General features: G+C 52.7%; 15 protein-coding genes, 1 tRNA gene and 1 pseudogene. 11 read left to right on the top strand and 6 right to left on the bottom strand.

The window, feature by feature from the left end:
• Window positions 1–6 precede the first annotated feature (6 nt).
• The 7 genes from IOB61_RS05000 to IOB61_RS04970 all read left to right on the top strand — a co-directional run bounded on the left by IOB61_RS05000 (window position 7) and on the right by IOB61_RS04970 (window position 8,653).
• Entirely contained in the window at window positions 7–264 is a 258-nt protein-coding gene (locus tag IOB61_RS05000) for a hypothetical protein (RefSeq protein WP_290813084.1), read from the top strand.
• A 447-nt stretch (window positions 265–711) separates the two neighbouring features.
• Window positions 712–1,395 carry a hypothetical protein gene (locus IOB61_RS04995; protein ID WP_290813081.1) on the top strand — a complete coding sequence of 228 codons (684 nt, stop codon included), beginning with the start codon at window positions 712–714 and terminating at the stop codon, window positions 1,393–1,395.
• Between the two features lie 526 nt (window positions 1,396–1,921).
• Window positions 1,922–4,288 (top strand): TonB-dependent receptor, encoded by a 2,367-nt coding sequence (locus IOB61_RS04990; RefSeq protein WP_290813079.1) that lies wholly within the window; start codon window positions 1,922–1,924, stop codon window positions 4,286–4,288.
• 111 nt (window positions 4,289–4,399) lie between these two features.
• Window positions 4,400–5,365, top strand: coding sequence for a phytanoyl-CoA dioxygenase family protein (locus IOB61_RS04985; RefSeq protein ID WP_290813077.1), 966 nt, complete (start codon window positions 4,400–4,402; stop codon window positions 5,363–5,365).
• Window positions 5,366–5,387: 22 nt separating this feature from the next.
• Window positions 5,388–6,353, top strand: coding sequence for an aldo/keto reductase (locus IOB61_RS04980; protein ID WP_290813075.1), 966 nt, complete (start codon window positions 5,388–5,390; stop codon window positions 6,351–6,353).
• Window positions 6,347–7,186, top strand: a complete 840-nt coding sequence (locus IOB61_RS04975; protein WP_290813073.1) for an alpha/beta hydrolase — start codon at window positions 6,347–6,349, stop codon at window positions 7,184–7,186. The genes IOB61_RS04980 and IOB61_RS04975 overlap by 7 nt, the downstream gene beginning before the upstream one ends.
• 18 nt (window positions 7,187–7,204) lie before the next feature.
• Window positions 7,205–8,653, top strand: a complete 1,449-nt coding sequence (locus IOB61_RS04970; RefSeq protein WP_290813071.1) for an MFS transporter — start codon at window positions 7,205–7,207, stop codon at window positions 8,651–8,653.
• A 40-nt stretch (window positions 8,654–8,693) separates the two neighbouring features.
• Here IOB61_RS04970 and IOB61_RS04965 read toward each other — a convergent pair whose 3' ends face one another.
• A complete protein-coding gene (locus IOB61_RS04965) occupies window positions 8,694–9,287 on the bottom strand; it encodes a TetR/AcrR family transcriptional regulator (RefSeq protein ID WP_290813068.1) in 594 nt (197 codons plus the stop codon).
• A 163-nt stretch (window positions 9,288–9,450) separates the two neighbouring features.
• On the opposite strand from IOB61_RS04965, the pseudogene IOB61_RS16795 reads away from it, so the two are divergent.
• The 3 genes and pseudogenes from IOB61_RS16795 (at window position 9,451) to IOB61_RS04945 (ending at window position 12,003) form a co-directional block, all read left to right on the top strand.
• Window positions 9,451–10,340, top strand: a pseudogene (locus IOB61_RS16795) (alpha/beta fold hydrolase).
• Window positions 10,341–10,422: 82 nt separating this feature from the next.
• Window positions 10,423–11,214, top strand: coding sequence for an SDR family NAD(P)-dependent oxidoreductase (locus IOB61_RS04950; RefSeq protein WP_290813062.1), 792 nt, complete (start codon window positions 10,423–10,425; stop codon window positions 11,212–11,214).
• A gap of 21 nt (window positions 11,215–11,235) precedes the next feature.
• On the top strand, window positions 11,236–12,003 hold the full coding sequence (locus IOB61_RS04945; protein WP_290813060.1) for an SDR family NAD(P)-dependent oxidoreductase: 768 nt from the start codon (window positions 11,236–11,238) through the stop codon (window positions 12,001–12,003).
• Window position 12,004: 1 nt separating this feature from the next.
• Here the strand turns inward: IOB61_RS04945 and IOB61_RS04940 are convergent, their stop codons facing one another.
• Window positions 12,005–12,871: a VOC family protein gene (locus IOB61_RS04940; protein ID WP_290813057.1), complete on the bottom strand. Its 867-nt coding sequence runs from the start codon at window positions 12,869–12,871 to the stop codon at window positions 12,005–12,007.
• A gap of 747 nt (window positions 12,872–13,618) precedes the next feature.
• Window positions 13,619–13,694 (bottom strand) — tRNA-Thr (locus IOB61_RS04935).
• Window positions 13,695–13,877: 183 nt separating this feature from the next.
• Between IOB61_RS04935 and IOB61_RS04930 the strand changes: the two genes are divergently transcribed.
• Window positions 13,878–14,558 (top strand): tellurite resistance TerB family protein, encoded by a 681-nt coding sequence (locus IOB61_RS04930; RefSeq protein WP_290813055.1) that lies wholly within the window; start codon window positions 13,878–13,880, stop codon window positions 14,556–14,558.
• Between the two features lie 56 nt (window positions 14,559–14,614).
• Here IOB61_RS04930 and IOB61_RS04925 read toward each other — a convergent pair whose 3' ends face one another.
• The 3 genes from IOB61_RS04925 to rpoN all read right to left on the bottom strand — a co-directional run.
• The gene (locus IOB61_RS04925; RefSeq protein ID WP_085339347.1) at window positions 14,615–15,082 is read right to left on the bottom strand and encodes a PTS sugar transporter subunit IIA; all 468 of its coding nucleotides are present in this window, start codon (window positions 15,080–15,082) and stop codon (window positions 14,615–14,617) included.
• 69 nt (window positions 15,083–15,151) lie between these two features.
• Complete coding sequence (raiA, locus tag IOB61_RS04920) at window positions 15,152–15,754, bottom strand: ribosome-associated translation inhibitor RaiA (RefSeq protein ID WP_290813052.1); 603 nt, start codon at window positions 15,752–15,754, stop codon at window positions 15,152–15,154.
• Between the two features lie 204 nt (window positions 15,755–15,958).
• Window positions 15,959–16,785, bottom strand: an 827-nt coding sequence (gene rpoN, locus IOB61_RS04915) for an RNA polymerase factor sigma-54 (RefSeq protein WP_290813050.1), incomplete at its 5' end; no start/stop codon positions are given.

The following is a 16,785-nucleotide window of genomic DNA, read 5'->3' as shown; positions in this document are numbered from 1 at the left end:
ACACCCATGACCACGCGCAAGCAACTCACCCTCCACCTCGATGACTCAACAGCCCGCGCCCTTGATCACGAAGCCAAGCTGCGCGGCCTAACCCTCTCACGCGCCGCCAACGATGCTCTGAAGCGCGTCCTCATCCATGACCGCGCCGACGCCATCGCCGACACGATCAAGGCGCGGCTTGATCAGTTGGATCAGCGCGATCTGGCGCGGGGGCGGGAGTTGGCTATCCAGCGCGAAACCCTTCTCGCGTTTGTCCGTGTCTGATTCACCTATGCAGGGCCTCTCGAACGCCAGGACGACGATGATCAGGCTGAAGCGCTGTTTGATGCGCTTCTTGATGAGGTGGCGCGTGGGGTGCGGGGGTGAGGCGGAGAAGATCTGTGCCTTTGGGTCTGCTTTGCGCCAAACTAGGTCAATAGCGGGCAATTCACGGAACCCCAGAAGCGGACATTGCGGAAGTCGGCCATTGGTGCCGCTTCAAGCCAATTGTAGATCCATCAAATATAGATATCAGATCATCTATTGGTCTAATCAATCGAGGACTAGTTGTCATTGACCGATCTTTTAGGTTGTGGTTCTCTCGACCTGATTTGATGGGGCTGGTTTGGTGCAAGAGTTATTCCAGATAGTGCGCGATCCAAAGCGTGAGGGGCGTGATCGCGGATTTAATTTGGCCTGTACCAATGAACATGGCTGGGGCGGGGTATTCTAATGCGCGACCGCTTCTTTGCACCAGAGTCGACCCTTTCGAGAATTGCCAAACGGCTGGCTTTGATGGTTACGTTGATGCTGTCATGCGTGCTGGCGGCGTGTGCACCTTCCATGACCCAGCGGATCAAGGTCACGGTTACGGTTGAGGATAACGGCACGATTTATACCGGGTCAGCGGTCCAACAATGGACGTGTACCGAGACGAATAATGCATTGGGCGGAATGTCGATTGGCGGCTGTGACCTCAAGGCGGAAGCTATCCCGATCAAGATTGGCGATAAGGGTTGGGCTTTTATGCTGCTTTCGAGCAATGAGCAGGATGGGTTCGATCCAGAGTATTATCCAGGAGCCATTCAGGCTGGAAGGTCCAAGTCAAATCCAAAACAGCCATGGAGCGTGCCGTTTGAAAAAGCGCCGATGTTTGTAAGATTTCGAGATCTGAATGATCGGATGACGGTTGAACTAGTTCGGCCAAATGCATTTAGCCAAGTCTTTGGCAAAGGTGTCGCGCTCGTGTCGATCAAATCCGAACCGACGAACGACTGGCTAACACGGGGTAAAATCAAGAAAACCTTGCCTTGGATCGAGAACATTAGATCCGGCCCTTTTGACTATAGCCCACCCAAAAGTCCAGATGAAATATTAACTAAAGTTAGCCGTGAAAATTTTAAGTGGGGGTTGTGATTATGACAAGTTATTCTGATTTGTTGAGCGCTGCGCCAAGCGTGCCAAAACTCATCCAGTGAATTTGGAACGCGTCAAAACGTCCGCTTTCGCCCCCACGCCCCCCCAAACCCGACCATCCCCTTTCGGCCAAGTTCAGCCAAAATGCGGACAGTCTCAAATGCGCTAAAGTTGGTTATGCTGAAGTTCGTTTGGCCTCCCGCATAGCAGACATCTAGACAGCATCGCCCTTATACGACGCTTACTTGCGGGCCAAACTTTACATGCTTTGAGCCGTTCAATCGGATTGTTTATATCAATGACTCAATGTGCTGATTGAGCGACAGGATGGGAAGTCCCTCAGGTCGCATCTGCTTACATTCAAGAAGAGGAACAGGGCCTGTTCCTTTCCCCCGCGCTCATCAGTCCAATTGGACAGAGCCTCTTGTTGACGATTTACGTAATAGCGCTTGACGCCACCTCTTTTTTGCGATTACCTTATTGACTAAATCTATTATAAGCGCGTTGCGCAAAAAAGGGCGGAAAAATGAAACAGGCAAAAGCACGGGCTGTAAGCCCTTCCTTGTTGGTACTGATTGCGACGTTGGGTTTCTCAGGTCCTGCTTTGGCTCAGGGCGCGCCTCAAACTGATAATCCGGCGATTGAGACCATCATCGTTGTCGCCCAAAAGCGCGAGCAAGCCGCGCAAGATGTGCCCATCGCCTTGTCGGTCTTCTCTGCCGCTACACTAGAGCGCGCTCAGATCGAAGATGCGACGGACATCCAGTTCTCGATTCCCAATGCTGTCTTGACCGGCAATGACCGGTTCACCTTGCGCGGCATAGGCACCAATGCTCTAGGCTCTTCTGATCTAGGTGTGCAATCCTTCGTTAATGGAGCAGCAATTGGTTATTTGCCTCAAAATGAGTTTTTTGACCTCGCGCGTTTAGAGGTTCTGCGCGGTCCACAAGGGACGCTTTATGGCCGAAACACAACTGGCGGTGCGATCAATGTGATTACGCAAAAGCCCAAGGCAGAATGGGGCGGTGAAGCTAGTTTGCAACTCGGCAATTATGGCGGCATTCGTGCGGGTGGAGCAATCAACATCCCCTTGGGCGAACGTATCGCAACGCGTTTGTCGGGCTATGGATTGAGCCGTGAGGGCTATACGGACAACCAAGGGACGGGTAACGGGATTGATGGTCGCGATCAGTGGGCTTTACGATGGACAACAACATTCGATTTAGGCGAGAACACTGACATTACCTTCGTTTACGGTAAGTACGAAGAAGATTCCAGCCGCGCCCGTGAAGGAAAAAGGCTATGCAAAGCCCATCCGGTTTTGGGTTGTGATCCGCGCGAGCTAGGGTTTGATTCACCTGACGCTAACACAACGATTCTCCAGACATTATCTCGCATTTTCACGCCATTCCCGGCTGGTGGCAATATTTATGCGGGTGCGCCTAATCCATCGGACTTGCGCGCCGTAAACGCCGACACCGACCCTCGTTACAAGCTAGATCAAACCTTCGCGACATTGAATGTAGAACACAATTTTGATGACTTCACTTTATCGGGTATCTTCGCTTGGTCTGAGGGCAGCACTGAGCAAAATACCGACTGGGATAATGCGAAACTGCCATTTCGTTTCACTCGACCGATTACTTACACCGCCGCACGCGGTCAGGTAATCACCACAGACCAATTGATCACAACTGACAGCTTCACGTCGCAGACGGAAACCCAAACAGGCGAAATCCGTTTAGCAAGCAGCTTTGAGGGACGTTTCAACTTCTTAATCGGTCTGTTTACCCTCGATGGTGAAAGCGCTGGCGGCTTTGAAACTTGGCACCCATCTATTGAGCTTTTCCAAAAAGCCAATGGTCGACCAGAGGAGTCTTGGCGGGTATCGGCTTTGTCGCGCAATGGCAAAAACAGCACAGACGCGGTATTTGGAGAGGCGTATTTCAAAATTTCCGATACTTTGCGTTTGACACTGGGCGCACGCCAAACAGACGAGAAACGCTCTGGCGAGTCGCGCTCAATCGTCTTGGCACCGGTTGGTCCTTGGGTTGCATCTAGCTTTTCGGGGTCTAAGGCCACTGGCAAAGTGGCGCTCGATTGGACACCCGACTTGAGTTTCACTGACCAGACTTTGATCTATGGTTCTTATTCGACGGGCTACAAAGGTGGCGGGTTGAATAACTCGAACTCCGCGCCGACTTATGGTCCAGAAGAGGTCATCGCCTACGAAGTTGGTGCCAAAAACACTCTAGTTGGCGGGCGCGTACAGGCGAATGTAACGGGCTTTATCTATGAATATACCGGCCTTCAACTTGGGCAGCGGATTAATGGCGGCGTGGTGACGCGTAATGCTGATGCCGATATCTGGGGTCTAGAGGGCGAATTCCTCTACGCACCTAGCCGCAATTGGCTGTTTGATATGAACCTTTCTTATCTCAATACTGAGATTGCCAACTTCGTCTCAGAAGACGCCGCTAATCCGGCGCAAAGCCTGACCGCAACGACACCCACCGTGGCGGTCAATCTGGCAGGAAATGAACTGCCCCACGCACCAAAGTCCAAGATCAAAGTGGGCGGTCAATATACGACTGCCGCGTTTGCAACCAATTGGACTGCAACTTTCCGTTTAGATGCCGTTTGGCAAGACAAGTATTTCGCCCGCGAGTACAACAGTCCAACTGACCGGATTGATGCTTGGGGCGTGATTGACTTGCAAGCTCGCCTGGATAATCGCGAAGAAGGTTTCTCGATTCGGGCTTTCGTCAAAAACGTCAGTGATGAAGACAATATCACCAATATCATCATCGAGGATGCGCTGGTTGGTCGTTACCGGAATGTCCGTTTGCTAGAACCCAGAACATTTGGTGTGATCTTGGAGAAAAAATTCTAGGACAATTGTGACGTGGTGATATCAAAGATATCTTCTTCGGGCCAATACAATGAAAATGCGGGAAACCCTCATATGTTGGGTCTTCATAGGAAGGCCGGGTAAGACCTAACAATGACGTCTGATTCCGCGCTTCAGGAAGGTATGATGAAAACTGTGGTTGAAAGCTTTGAAACCGTCGCGTTGCGTACACACTTGGAAGCCAATAATGGCATAAAGGGGCTAGAGCTGCTCCAACCACATGAGGTAGATAGAGCGGTCAAGCTGTTCCAGCGCGATGGCTTTGTGGTTGTCACTAACGTGTTGGATGAAGAGCAGACAAGGTTTTTGGCCAATGGTTGCAGCGAGGTCGCAGCCCAAATACTCGCTTTGGATCACGAGCGCAGCGGTAATCGCGGTTCGCATCGCTATTCCTTTGGTGGTTCAAGCCTGACTCGCAGCCAGCTTCACCGCCCCGAATGGCAAATGTTACTCGAGATTGCGGTGGTAGACGAGCTTGTGACGGCGATATTCGGTTCGGGTGATTATTCGCTGCGCGCTGCGAGTGGTGATTTTTGTTTGCCCGGTGCAACCGGCTATCAGCCACTTCATTCAGATGTAAGCGACTGGATTAGCCCGACAAAGTCTCGTTTCAGCTCATTTCACGATCCACGTGGCCAACTGACAATTCGCGACCTACCGTGCCCCTATGTTTGCGTGAATTTTTTGCCTCAAGATGTTACACGTCTCAATGGGCCAACCCGGCAAATTCCTGGAACTCAGCATTCACGTGTTCCGATCCCAACACTTGAGGACGAACCTGAATGGATGCGGTTGAGCACTGTTTGCCCAGCACCTGCAGGGGCCATCATGATCCGCGATGTGCGCGCCTGGCATGGCGGCACGCCCAATATATCAGATAAGATGCGGGCAATTCCCAATCTCGAATTTTACGCGCCATGGTTCCGTGAGCCGATCGTTCCAGGAATTAGCTATTCCGATCACAAGAAACTATCCAAGCGCGCCCAATTCCTCTCGCGATTCTGTGTTGCGGATTCTAGCGAGCCATTGAAGACGGAGGCGACCTTATGGGCACCGTGACCTCAGCTTGGCGTTCGCGACTATGAGGTACCGTCGGCTTGGCAAAACCGCGCTAAAAGTCAGCGAACTGTGCTTGGGCACGATGAATTTCGGGCCGCGGACCCCAGAAAAGGAGAGCCATGAAATTCTGGACCAAGCCGTCGAACTAGGCATCAATTTCATCGATACTGCGAACCAATATGGGGGCCATCTGGGCGTTGGAGCGACGGAAACCATACTTGGCAAGTGGCTGTCTGCCAAAAGTGGACGCCGCGACAATCTGGTACTGGCAACTAAAGTCTATGAGCCCATGTCGAGTGACATTAATGATCGTGGCTTGTCAGCCCGGCATATTCAAAAGGCCTGCGACGCCAGCTTGAAGCGCTTGCAAGTCGATCACATCGATCTTTACCAGTTCCACCATATCGACCGAAATGCGCCGCCCGAAGAGATTTGGCAGGCTACTGATCGGCTAATCGCCCAAGGCAAGATCACATATGCCGGGTCGAGTAACTTTCCCGGTTGGAAGATTGCTCAGATGAATGAAAAGGCGGCAGTCAGAAACCGTCTTGGACTGATCTCAGAGCAAAGCCTTTATAATCTGATCGAACGACGCGCAGAACTAGAAGTCATCCCGGCCGCGCTAGAATATGGCTTAAGCGTGATTTCTTGGAGCCCGCTTGCCGGGGGCCTGTTGTCGCTCGATTCAGGCGAGGATGGCGGACGACGGCGGTCAGATGCAATCAGAACGGCAAGGGAAGCGAGGCAGGATCAGCTTACGCGTTTCAGTCAGGTTTGCGCCGAAATAGGAGAGGCCCCAAGCGCAGTCGCCTTGGCTTGGACATTGCATCAAGCAGGTATCGCCGCGACCATAATCGGCCCGAGCAACAAAGAACAACTGACCTCAATCGCACATGTACCCAACATCGTTTTGAACGCTGATATTCTATTGAAAATAGATACTATTTTTCCACCTTGCGGCTCAGCGCCTGAAGCTTATGCATGGTAGGCGCTGAACCCCCCAACTCCGCCAACACGAGCAGCGATTGGCAATCAGGGCAGGTTTCAGTGTCTGGCGGGTACTTGGCATACCACCGCACGGGAGGCTCTGGACCAGTACTGGTTCTGTCGCATGGTTTGACTGACAATGGTTTGTGTTGGAGCAGACTTGCTAGAGCCTTGGAAGACGACTTTGACATTGTCATGCTGGATGCGCGAGGGCATGGGACAAGTTCGCGATTGCCAGACGGCGCGCATTTCAACGCTGGTCGAGACATTGCCGAAGCAGTAGAGGCTCTTGGCTTGAGAACGCCAATCGTAATGGGTCATTCTATTGGTGCGCTCGCGACAGCAACCTTTGCCGCTGACTATCCCCACCTCGTCTCAAGAGTCATTTTAGAAGACCCACCGTTTGTTCCCGCTTCTGACTTATCGTCACGAATGGGTCGCAAAGAGAAGTTTCGCCTTCAAGTCTTGCGTTTGCAAAGCATGTCGGACGCCGAAATCACCCAGATGGGCAAGGAAGCAACACCCGACTGGCACGATGATGAGTTTCCAGCCTGGACTCTCGCCAAGCGGCAAGTCGACCCTGACGCCATGCCGGTCGTATTTCCATTGTGGCAAGCTGTGATCGAGAAAATTCTTGTGCCAACCTTGCTAGTCTATGGAGAGCAGGCACGCGGCGGATTGGTGACACCCCAAGTTGCCGCTGAAGCGATGAGGGTTAACCCGCGCGTTCAGTCTGTCGAGGTTCAACAAGCGGGACACAATATCCGCCGCGAGAATTTCCCTGCTTATCTAGCTGAGATACGTAAATTTCTGCTTGAAAACAAAGAGACATAAATAGCTGGGGGATGAAAAGTGGCAACTCTAGAACAGCCTAAAGGCCCGGCAATGACCGAGCAAAAGCGGAAGTTGACTATCCCTTTGAAGCTTGCGTACGGCTTAGGTCAGGCAGGCCAAAACGGTGGTTTTGATGCAGCCGTTGCGTTCATCTTCTTTTATTATTCTGCGGTCCTTGGGCTGTCGGGTACGTTGGTCGGTGCGGCTTTGGCTGTCGGTTTGGCGGCAGACGCCTCTGTCGATCCTGTGATCGGGTCTTGGTCGGATAACCTCAAGTCTAAATATGGTCGTCGATTGCCTCTTATGGCTATCTCTGTGCCGCTGATCGCATTATCCTTGGGATTGCTGTTTTCACCCCCAATAGGCCTTGGTCAGATCGGTTTATTCGCGTGGCTAGCTGTGATGTCGGTTGCGGTCCGAAGCTTTATCTCATTGTTCAACGTGCCCTATATTGCGTTGGGTGCGGAATTGACGACCGACTACGCCGAGCGAACCAGTGTCGTCGTTTATCGGGCCTTTACTGGAATTTGTTCTGGTGTCGTGGTGACCGCTATCGGCTATTCGATCTATTTCGCAAATGGTGGCCTTCAAAAGCCTGATGGATACCCAAGCTTTGGATGGTCAGTTGCTGCCTTGATTTTCTTTTGCTTGACGATTTGTTGCATTGGTATTCGCAAGTACGCAGCGGCTTTGCCCCAACCCGAACAAGTGCCAGGATCAATGCTGCGAAGGCTGCCTAGCGAGGTGAAGGAGATTTTCAGTAATCGTTCGTTTCGGTTGCTGTTCCTTTCTGCTGTCATCATCTATGTGGCCGCAGGTGCAAACGCCAGCCTGAATAGCCATGCCTTTGTTTTCGTGTGGCAGATCGAAAGTGAACAGATCCAGTTCATAAGCTATGCGTTTTTGGTTGGTATCTTGCTTGGTGTGGTTTTTGCGCCGGCTTTCCAAAGGCGGATGGAGAAGAAAAATGTTGTCATTATCGGCTTCGCGTTGCTGATAGCCAACTGGCTGGTCCTTCAAGGCGCGATGCTTGCGGGCCTTTACCACCCGCTTGGTGACGCGGCACTTCCACCGATGCAGTTCAACTCCTTTGTTGCCGGGATCGGATTTGGGTTCATAGCCGTCGCTTATCCGTCCATGATGGCTGATGCCGCTGATGAGCACGAGCAACTGTTTGGCCGTCGTCGTGAAGGCCTCTATTTTGCGGGTCTTGGCTTTGCAAACAAAGCGGCCACTGGACTGGGTGTTATGGTTGCAGGCGTCGCGCTTGACCTGATCAAGTTTCCAAGCAGCGCCGGCAAGCCGGGTTCTGAAGTTGTCCCGGACTCGACGCAGAACCTCTTGGTACTTATCTGGGGACCCGTTCCAGCAGTGATTGCAACTATTTCGCTTATTATCCTAGCTTCTTATGGGATTACGCGCGCTCGGCATGACCAGATAGCCAAAGCCCTCGGGCGTGAAACTTAGGAAGACGCTACTTCCTAGAACTGCTGCAATCTGTTAAGGTCTAAGTTCTTAGACGTAATCCCGCCGTTTCAACCTTTCGCCAGTTGGCGTAGTCCTTCTCAACGGCTGAGATATTGGCCATTAGCATCGAAACGATCATATCTTCAAGCAAATCAATGTTGCAGCCAGTACGGTCCAAATAAGCTCCTCCAGCACCTGTCAGACCCATGCCAAGCTCTGTCAACATGCGCGCAAGCTCAATCGGCATTGAAAGGCCTTCTTTGAGTTTGATGGCAAAGTACTCAACCGTGCGCGCTCGCCCTTGCCGCTCCATTTCACCCATACCTTGAGCAATTGAAGGCTCGCTCATGAGACGTTCGATCAACACGCCTTTTTTGGCGATATGATCAAGATAGGCCCGCGTCGTTATCCGGATGAGCGACTCAACGTCAGGGGCGCTTTCAGCCGCGCTGAGCTGTTGGGCTTGATACAGACGTACTTCGCGCAACAGTAAAGCGCGCAACAACTCACTGCGGTTGGGATAATAATTGTAAACCAGCGCTTTGCTAATCCCCGCATCACGGCCGAGCCGATCCATGTTTACAGCACTAACGCCCTCATTAACGACAATTTGGGCCGCCGCATCGAGGATCAATTGACTACGCTCTTCAGGAGCAAGACGTGTCCGGCGCGGTTTGGCAGTTTGGGTCAAAGGCATACCTTATTAAACCTGTGAATTTATTTTTCTAATAACGGCTTTCTGACAGTTTGTGAACCTCTGACTTGCAAGCAATTGACGAATGTTCCAATAAGTAGAGATGACGTCTCTGTGTACTCCCTTAGGGTTCGATGAAAAGCCGATAGTTTGTGGTGCTATCACGTTGAATGTCGGCACGATTGGAGAGGGGCCGCCGGTTGTTTTTCTGCACGGCTTCCCAGAACATTGGCGCGCCTTTAGCCCAATGATGAAGTCCTTAAGCTCACGCCATCATTGCATCGCGCCAGACCAACGCGGCTTTGGCCAATCGTCACGACCACGTGACCAGAATGACTATAGAGTAGACTTTCTCGCAGATGACATTGCCAATTTGATTGCTGCCTATGGCTATCAGCAGGTGGATATTGTTGCCCATGACTGGGGGGGCTAGTTGCTTGGCATTTTGGGAGCCGCCATCGCGACCTTGTGCGCAAGATGGTGATTTTTAACGCGCCTCACCCTTATTGCTTGCAGTTGGCGCTCGATACCGACCTCGCACAGCGCGCTGCGTCATCTTATGCTGCGCAGTTTGCGCAAGCCGATTCCCACAAGGCCTTTGAAGCGAAAACTGACAGCGAAACATGGGACGCTATCTTTGGCAAAGACTTCGCTGAAGGGCTCCTGAGCCAAGACGACAAGGCCATTCAGATTGCTCAATGGAAACAAGATGGCGCATGGGAAGCTATGCTTAATTGGTATCGTGCGGCCAGGTTCGACTATAGCGGTAACCCAAGTCAACGCCGCCAACCTCCTAAACCCGTGATAAGTCCGACACTTTTGGTTTGGGGTACGAATGATGCACTCTTCGCGCCATCTACCCTGTTGGGCCTTGGAGAGATTGCTCCAAATTGTGAGATCAGCGAAATTGAGGGCGCAGGACATTGCGTGTTTCGCGAACGTCCTACCTTCTGCGCCCAACTCGTAGAGGGATTTTTGTCCCAGTGTTGTTAGGCGGCGGCAACATACCTTGACTTGAGCCGGATCTTCGTTATCGACGATATGTATAATAGGAAATGAAGTGACGAGGAAATCTGTGAATCGATCCACTAATTTGCCAAACTTGGGCCTTGAAAACCGAACCGTCCTGATCACAGGCGCGGCCAGTGGCATTGGCTTGGCGGCGGTCAATTTGTTTATGAGGCATGGGGCCCGCGTGATTGCCTTTGATATGGATGAACAAGGGCTTGAGGCATTGCGCGCCGCTAGAAAAGACGAGGCATTAGCAACGATCTGCGGCGACGTTTCGAAAACTGCGGACTGGATCCGTGCCCTAGCATTGGCAGAGCACGACTTCGGCGGACTGGATGCGCTATTTAACAACGCTGGCATAACAGGTCCACGCGCATCCATTCTCTCTTACCCAGAGGCTGAGTTTGATCGCGTGATGGCAGTGAATGTGCGTGGTGTATTCTTAGGAATCCAGCACGCTGGTCTGGCCATGAAGGCACGTGGCAAAGGCGCCATTGTAAACACATCGTCGATTGTCGGCTTTACAGGCGGGCGTAACATAAACGCTTATACCGCCAGCAAACATGCCGTGATTGGTTTAACCAAAGCTGCAGCCGTTGAACTCGCAGCACATAACATACGTGTAAACGCTGTTTGTCCTTCGCCGACAGCAACTGAAATGATGTTTAAGCTAGAGCGCGAATTGGCCCCCGATAATCCCAGTTCTATTCGTGCGGCTTTTGCCGCCAATTCCCCAATGAACCGCTATGGTGAACCTGAAGAAGTCGCTGAGGCAGCTTTGTGGCTGTGCAGCGACGCGGCCTCTTACATCACCGGCGTCTCGCTACCCATCGATGGTGGCATGGTGGCGCGCTAAACCACGAAAGGACACACGTTCATGGACCTCAATCTGAAAGGAAAACGCGCTGTTGTTACCGGCGCAACGCGCGGCATTGGCTATGCTATTGCGCATCGACTAGCGCGCGAAGGTTGTGATGTTGCTTTTTGTGCACGTTCGCAAGGTGGTGTTGACAAAGCCCAAGCAGAGTTTGCCAACCTCGGGGTCCGCGCCTTTGGACAGGCTTTAGATGTTCGTGATGAAAGTGCTTTTGGCACATGGTTCGAAGCGGCTGTGAAGAACCTTGGCGGCCTCAACATTGTCGTCAGCAATGTGTCCACGCGGCCAACTAAAGGAGGCGAAGAAGCCTGGCGCGAGAGCTTTGAAGTTGATCTTCTCCAGCACGTTCGGATCGCTACAGCGGCTATCCCATACCTCAAGCAAGGCAAGGACCCCTCATTAGTGTTTATCGCTTCCATTGCCTCAGGCCTAACCCAGTTGCCACCGGGAGAGGATGCGTACGGCGCGATGAAAGCCGGTGTGATCTCACTGACCGGTCAATTGGCTGCCAAGTACGGTCCAGCAGGCATACGCGTCAATGCGGTGTCGCCGGGACCGGTGATGTTTGAGGGCGGATTCTGGGATGAGGTGAGGACTGGGGCACCACAATTATTTGCTGCCGCCGCGCGCTTAGCAGCGCTGGGCCGACACGCGACGCCCGAGGAAGTAGCCGATCCGGTCGCCTTTCTGTGTTCACCACTAGCAAGTTACATCACGGGCGCAAATCTGCGCATTGATGGAGCCGCCCTGAAAAGTGCCAACTTTTAAGTTAAACTAACTGAGAGCTGACTCGCGCCAAAATGTCTCTGTGAGGTAAGTTTTTGATCGCCATGGGATCATCGGCATCATCAAAAGCAATCAGCCTAAAGCCATTGCCTTCCGGGTCCTTGAAGGCTGCACTTTTGCAGGCTGTCAGTTCTAAATGATATTGTGTGTCGGGCACACCACCCTGACTCACGACATGAGCGTAGTCAGCCTCGAAATCGGTGCATTCAAAACATAAATACTGAAACCCTGTGCTTACTTGCGTTAGGTCAGGGGCTGGGACGGGATTATGATATTGCCAAAACTCGAGGCCCAAATTCAAACCAGGCAGCCACATGGCGCTGAGGTCAACATCTTTCAGGCCAGCCACTTTATCCACACCTGCATTGGCCTGCAGCCTCAAAACCGCGCTGGCTTTTAACCCAAGTGCTCGTGCGTAAAATCCAACCAGGGGCTCGATATCGCGTGCAACAAAAGCGATGTGTCCAATCCAATAACGAGGGTCGGCGTCGCGAACAAATGGCGCGCCTTCTAATTCCAGCAATATACCGTCATCGGTATGGGCGTAAAGGTAACGAAAAGGCGTCCCTAGATCGACTGGCTCGGATAAAGGTACCAGTCCAGCCTGCAAACCGCGCGCTAGCCCTTCGTCTATATCACGGGACTGAAGGGATATGTGCGCTATCCCCGGCATGTTTACCGGCCGGCTTATTGTCGGTTGTGCAATTGGGTTATGGTTGACCTCAAGTTTGAGATGAATGTTTGGGCCAACACACCATCCATCGGCTACAAATGTGCAGATGTGCTCAAGCCACGGCGCATGCAAGCGTTTTGCGACCATTAAGCCTATGTGGTGAACGCCAATGATCATTCTTGCTTGACTGTTTCCAATTTGGGCGGGTTTTTAACAGCGCACGCCATAGTCTCTTTGGCAGCGTTCTACTCCAGAAATCTAAGCTACTCAATCTCTATTATATAATAGGTCAATAAAGCATTGGCAGAGCGTAAAGGTCGCGAGATCGTCACTGGAAGGTAATGTTAGTAAATCGGGTCGGGGCCAATGTAGCCCTTCTGCTCCAGCTATATGTTGAAGTTTAGCCAGCTTTACCAAAAGAAGCAGAAATTCGATCGCTGGACGATAGCTTGATAAGATTAATGCATAAGGCGCTCTTGCCATTGTAGGATCGGGTATCTGATTGCTCGTGCGTCATAGCGTCAACTAGGTCAAAGCGGCGGCCGCAATTTGACTTTCGGAACTCCAAACCGTCCCTTCCGCAATCGGCCAATGATTGCCAATCTTAGCTAGGATAAATCAGCCGTAGCTGTGCTGAGATAGGATTGCATTTTCCGTGCGTTATCGAACCAGACAAAATTGCCAAGCCGATTGCTGGCACCATGGTTGACCAATTCACTTCGCAATAAACCGACAAGGGTCATCGTAAGTCACACTTTGAATGCGCGGGATATGCTCGACTTGCAGATTTATTTGCAGCCCCCGTTACCCACCAAGGCCTCCAAACCTTGGTAGCAAATTGGTAGCAAACCAAAAATAGGTATATAATCCCACCTATTTCGAAGCTTGATCCCGGCTGTAGATAATTGATTTTTAAGAAAAAACTGGTGCCGCAAACAGGATTCGAACCTGCGACCCCATCATTACGAATGATGTGCTCTACCGACTGAGCTATTGCGGCACGTTTTTGATGTGGGTGGGCCCACGTCTGGCTTTTGCTGATTGAGGGCAAAAGATGGGGCCTGATACAACGACGCAGGGGTTTGAGCAACTGTTCGTGAACACGCTCTTGCATGCAAGGCGCAGCCTCCCAATCTATGGAACATGGCTTGGAATGAGTGCCAGCCCCGAGGAGACATGAGACATGTTTGACGCCAATAAGATTTTCGCTGCGCTGCAAAGCGAGCTGCCTAAAGCCATCTCTGCCATCAAGACCGAGGGGCAGGCCGGTGTGGATCGCGTCAAGACCGATGCAGATGCTAAAAATATTGCCCTGGGCGCTGGTGCGGCTGGCGTTTTGGGTGGGCTCTTGTTGTCGGGCGTTGCGGGTAAGTTTGGTCGCCAAGCGGCAACCTTGGGCGGCCTCGCGGCTTTGGGCACTTTGGCCTATAATGCCTATCAGAAACATCAAGGTAAGGCCGGGACGGAGACTGCGCCCAGCGGTGTGTTTCTGCCCAGCAATGCGCAAGATCAAGAAGCCGTGGGCAAGGCAACCATTCGCGCCATGATCTCGGCCATGAAGGCAGATGGTCAAATTGAGGCGGCTGAAAAGGCTAAATTGTTTGACCATTTGGCCAAGATCGACTTGTCCGACAGTGAAAAGGCCTTCTTGTTTGATGAATTGGCCAAGCCGTTGGACATTGGGCAAGTGGTGGCCGATGCCACGTCGCCTGAATTGGCGCTGGAGATTTATGCGGCCTCTCTGGTGGCGATCAACACCCAAGGCCCAGCTGAAAAGGCCTATTTGGCAGATTTAGCGACCCGCTTGAAGCTGGAGCCGGCACTGGTTGCAAAAGTGCATGATGAGGCATTGCTGCCGGCCTAAGCTTGCGGTGCTTGGTAACAAATAGGTCGGCCCAGCATGCGCTGTGGCCGACCTTTTTATGCGGCTTCAGAGGCCGACGATTGGGTGGTAAAGGCGTGAATGGCGGCCGCAGAGCGGGCTGCGCGCAAGCCATCGCGTACATCTTGACGGCGGAGAAAGCGGGAAATGCGCGCCAGCGCCTTTAAGTGATCGGCACCTGCTTCTTCGGGCGAAAGCAACAGCACAACAATATCGGCAGGCCGACCATCGGGTGCTTCAAAGTCAACCGGCGGATCCAATAAGGCCAAAACCGCGGCTGGGGCCTTCAAGCCCTTCAGGCGGGCATGGGGAATGGCCACGCCTTCGCCAACGCCTGTGCTGCCCAAACGCTCCCGCTCAAGCGTCGATTCCAACGTGGCCGACAAATCGACCCCATAGGCTGCGACAGCCGCCTCGGAAAGGGCCAAGAGGACTTCATTCTTTGTCTGTGCTTTGATCCGGAAAACGATGGCGTCAGCACGGATAAGGTCTGCAAGATCTGGCATAAGGTCTTTTCTCGAGTCGACCTGCGCCCCCGCACAAGCCGACTGGTTTGAAAAAATACGTCGTCGTCATCAGCCCGATACACTAGGGGCTGGATCAATCCAACCAATATTCCCATCTGCGCGCCTATAAACAACGTTTAGCGCACTGGATCTGGGGTTTCTGAACATCAGAAACGGTGCTTCACCCAGCTCTAGCTGCATCACAGCGGTTGCCACAGGCATGGTGCGAATCACGGTTTTGGTTTCCGCGATCACGGCGGGGCCGGCAGGAATGCCTGCGTCTTGCCCATCATCGCCCTCATCCAGATCATCGGGCTCAATGACATTATAGCTGACTTCTTCGCGTGGCAGCGGCGCATGGTGCTTGGCGTGATGGTCCTTCAAGCGGCGCTTATAGCGGCGAACCCGCTTTTCAATCTTCTCTAAAGCGGCGGCAAAAGCGGCGTGTGGCTCTGAGGCCTCCCCATTAGCTTCTAGCGTAATGCCCGAATCGAGATGGACGATGGTTTCAACATGATAGAGGTGGCGTTGCTTGTCCAAGGTCACAATCGCTTCGCCGTCGCGCGACACATAACGCCCCACGCCGACCTCAAGATCTTCTTGGATTTTGCCCCGTAAAGCTTCCCCCACATCGATGTTGCGGCCTGTGACTCTGACTGTGAGATTGCCCATCTGAGGTGCCTCCCTATAACTGGGTGCGGTGTAGATCCACCGTCACATCAGTGTTGCACTGGAACTTTGCTTTGGGAAGATGATTTTGCGCTGAAGTGCGGCAAGATCAAGGCAATTTGACCGATAACTTCGAGATAAATAATATATTTATCAAAAGATTAAATGGCTTGATCAACTAAACCGTCAGTCGAACAATCTCGCCGATCAGCCAACCCGGCTAATGGTGCGGCGGCGCTGCACAGAGGAGGGAATCCGCAAGGCTTCGCGGTATTTCGCCACGGTCCGGCGCGCGATATCAACACCGGTTTCGCGCAGGATTTCAACGATACGATCATCCGACAAGGGTGCTTCAACCATCTCGCCATCAATCAGGCTCTTGATCCGATGACGGACGGCTTCTGCCGAGTGCGACTCGCCGCCATCGGAGGCATGAATAGCGGTGGTGAAGAAATACTTCAGCTCAAACACGCCGCGTGGGGTTGAGATAAATTTATTGCTGGTGACGCGGGAAACCGTGGATTCGTGCATCTCAATCGCACGTGCCACGTCCTTGAGAATGAGCGGGCGCAGATGCGCGACGCCATAGGTCAAGAAGCCATCTTGTTGGCGCACAATTTCCTTCGCCACTTTCAGGATGGTACGGGCGCGTTGATCGAGGCTTTTGACCAGCCAATTGGCATCGGCTTGGGCTTCGGCCAGATACGAACGCTCATCCTGCGAGCGGGCCTGTCGCGACACGCTTTCGGCATAAGCATTATTGACCAGCACGCGGGGCAAAGTGTCAGAGTTTAGCTCTATCAGCCAGGTGCCCATCGGCCCTTCGCGAACGAAAACGTCTGGGATGATGGCGCTTGATTCCGCACTGCCAAAGGTCGCCCCGGGCTTGGGGGTTAGGGCGCGGATTTCGGCAATCATATCGGCCAGATCGGCCCCATCGACGCCGCAAATGTCGTACAAGCTCTTCAGATCATGGCGCGCCAAAAGGGGCAGGTTCGCCAAAAGCGCTTCCATAGCCGGGTCATAGCGGTCGC

It is taken from the genome of Aquidulcibacter sp. (assembly GCF_020253525.1).
Taxonomy (GTDB): Bacteria; Pseudomonadota; Alphaproteobacteria; order Caulobacterales; family Aquidulcibacteraceae; genus Aquidulcibacter.
This window is presented reverse-complemented; position numbering and strand designations above follow the sequence as displayed.

Bases quoted from the DNA above. Each gene is read 5' to 3' on its own strand.
- IOB61_RS05000 (WP_290813084.1), top strand. From the start codon at position 7: ATGACCACGCGCAAGCAACTCACCCTCCACCTCGATGACTCAACAGCC.
- IOB61_RS04995 (WP_290813081.1), top strand. From the start codon at position 712: ATGCGCGACCGCTTCTTTGCACCAGAGTCGACCCTTTCGAGAATTGCC.
- IOB61_RS04990 (WP_290813079.1), top strand. From the start codon at position 1,922: ATGAAACAGGCAAAAGCACGGGCTGTAAGCCCTTCCTTGTTGGTACTG.
- IOB61_RS04985 (WP_290813077.1), top strand. From the start codon at position 4,400: ATGACGTCTGATTCCGCGCTTCAGGAAGGTATGATGAAAACTGTGGTT.
- IOB61_RS04980 (WP_290813075.1), top strand. From the start codon at position 5,388: ATGAGGTACCGTCGGCTTGGCAAAACCGCGCTAAAAGTCAGCGAACTG.
- IOB61_RS04975 (WP_290813073.1), top strand. From the start codon at position 6,347: ATGGTAGGCGCTGAACCCCCCAACTCCGCCAACACGAGCAGCGATTGG.
- IOB61_RS04945 (WP_290813060.1), top strand. From the start codon at position 11,236: ATGGACCTCAATCTGAAAGGAAAACGCGCTGTTGTTACCGGCGCAACG.
- IOB61_RS04940 (WP_290813057.1), bottom strand. From the start codon at position 12,871: ATGATCATTGGCGTTCACCACATAGGCTTAATGGTCGCAAAACGCTTG.
- IOB61_RS04930 (WP_290813055.1), top strand. From the start codon at position 13,878: ATGTTTGACGCCAATAAGATTTTCGCTGCGCTGCAAAGCGAGCTGCCT.
- IOB61_RS04925 (WP_085339347.1), bottom strand. From the start codon at position 15,082: ATGCCAGATCTTGCAGACCTTATCCGTGCTGACGCCATCGTTTTCCGG.
- raiA (WP_290813052.1), bottom strand. From the start codon at position 15,754: ATGGGCAATCTCACAGTCAGAGTCACAGGCCGCAACATCGATGTGGGG.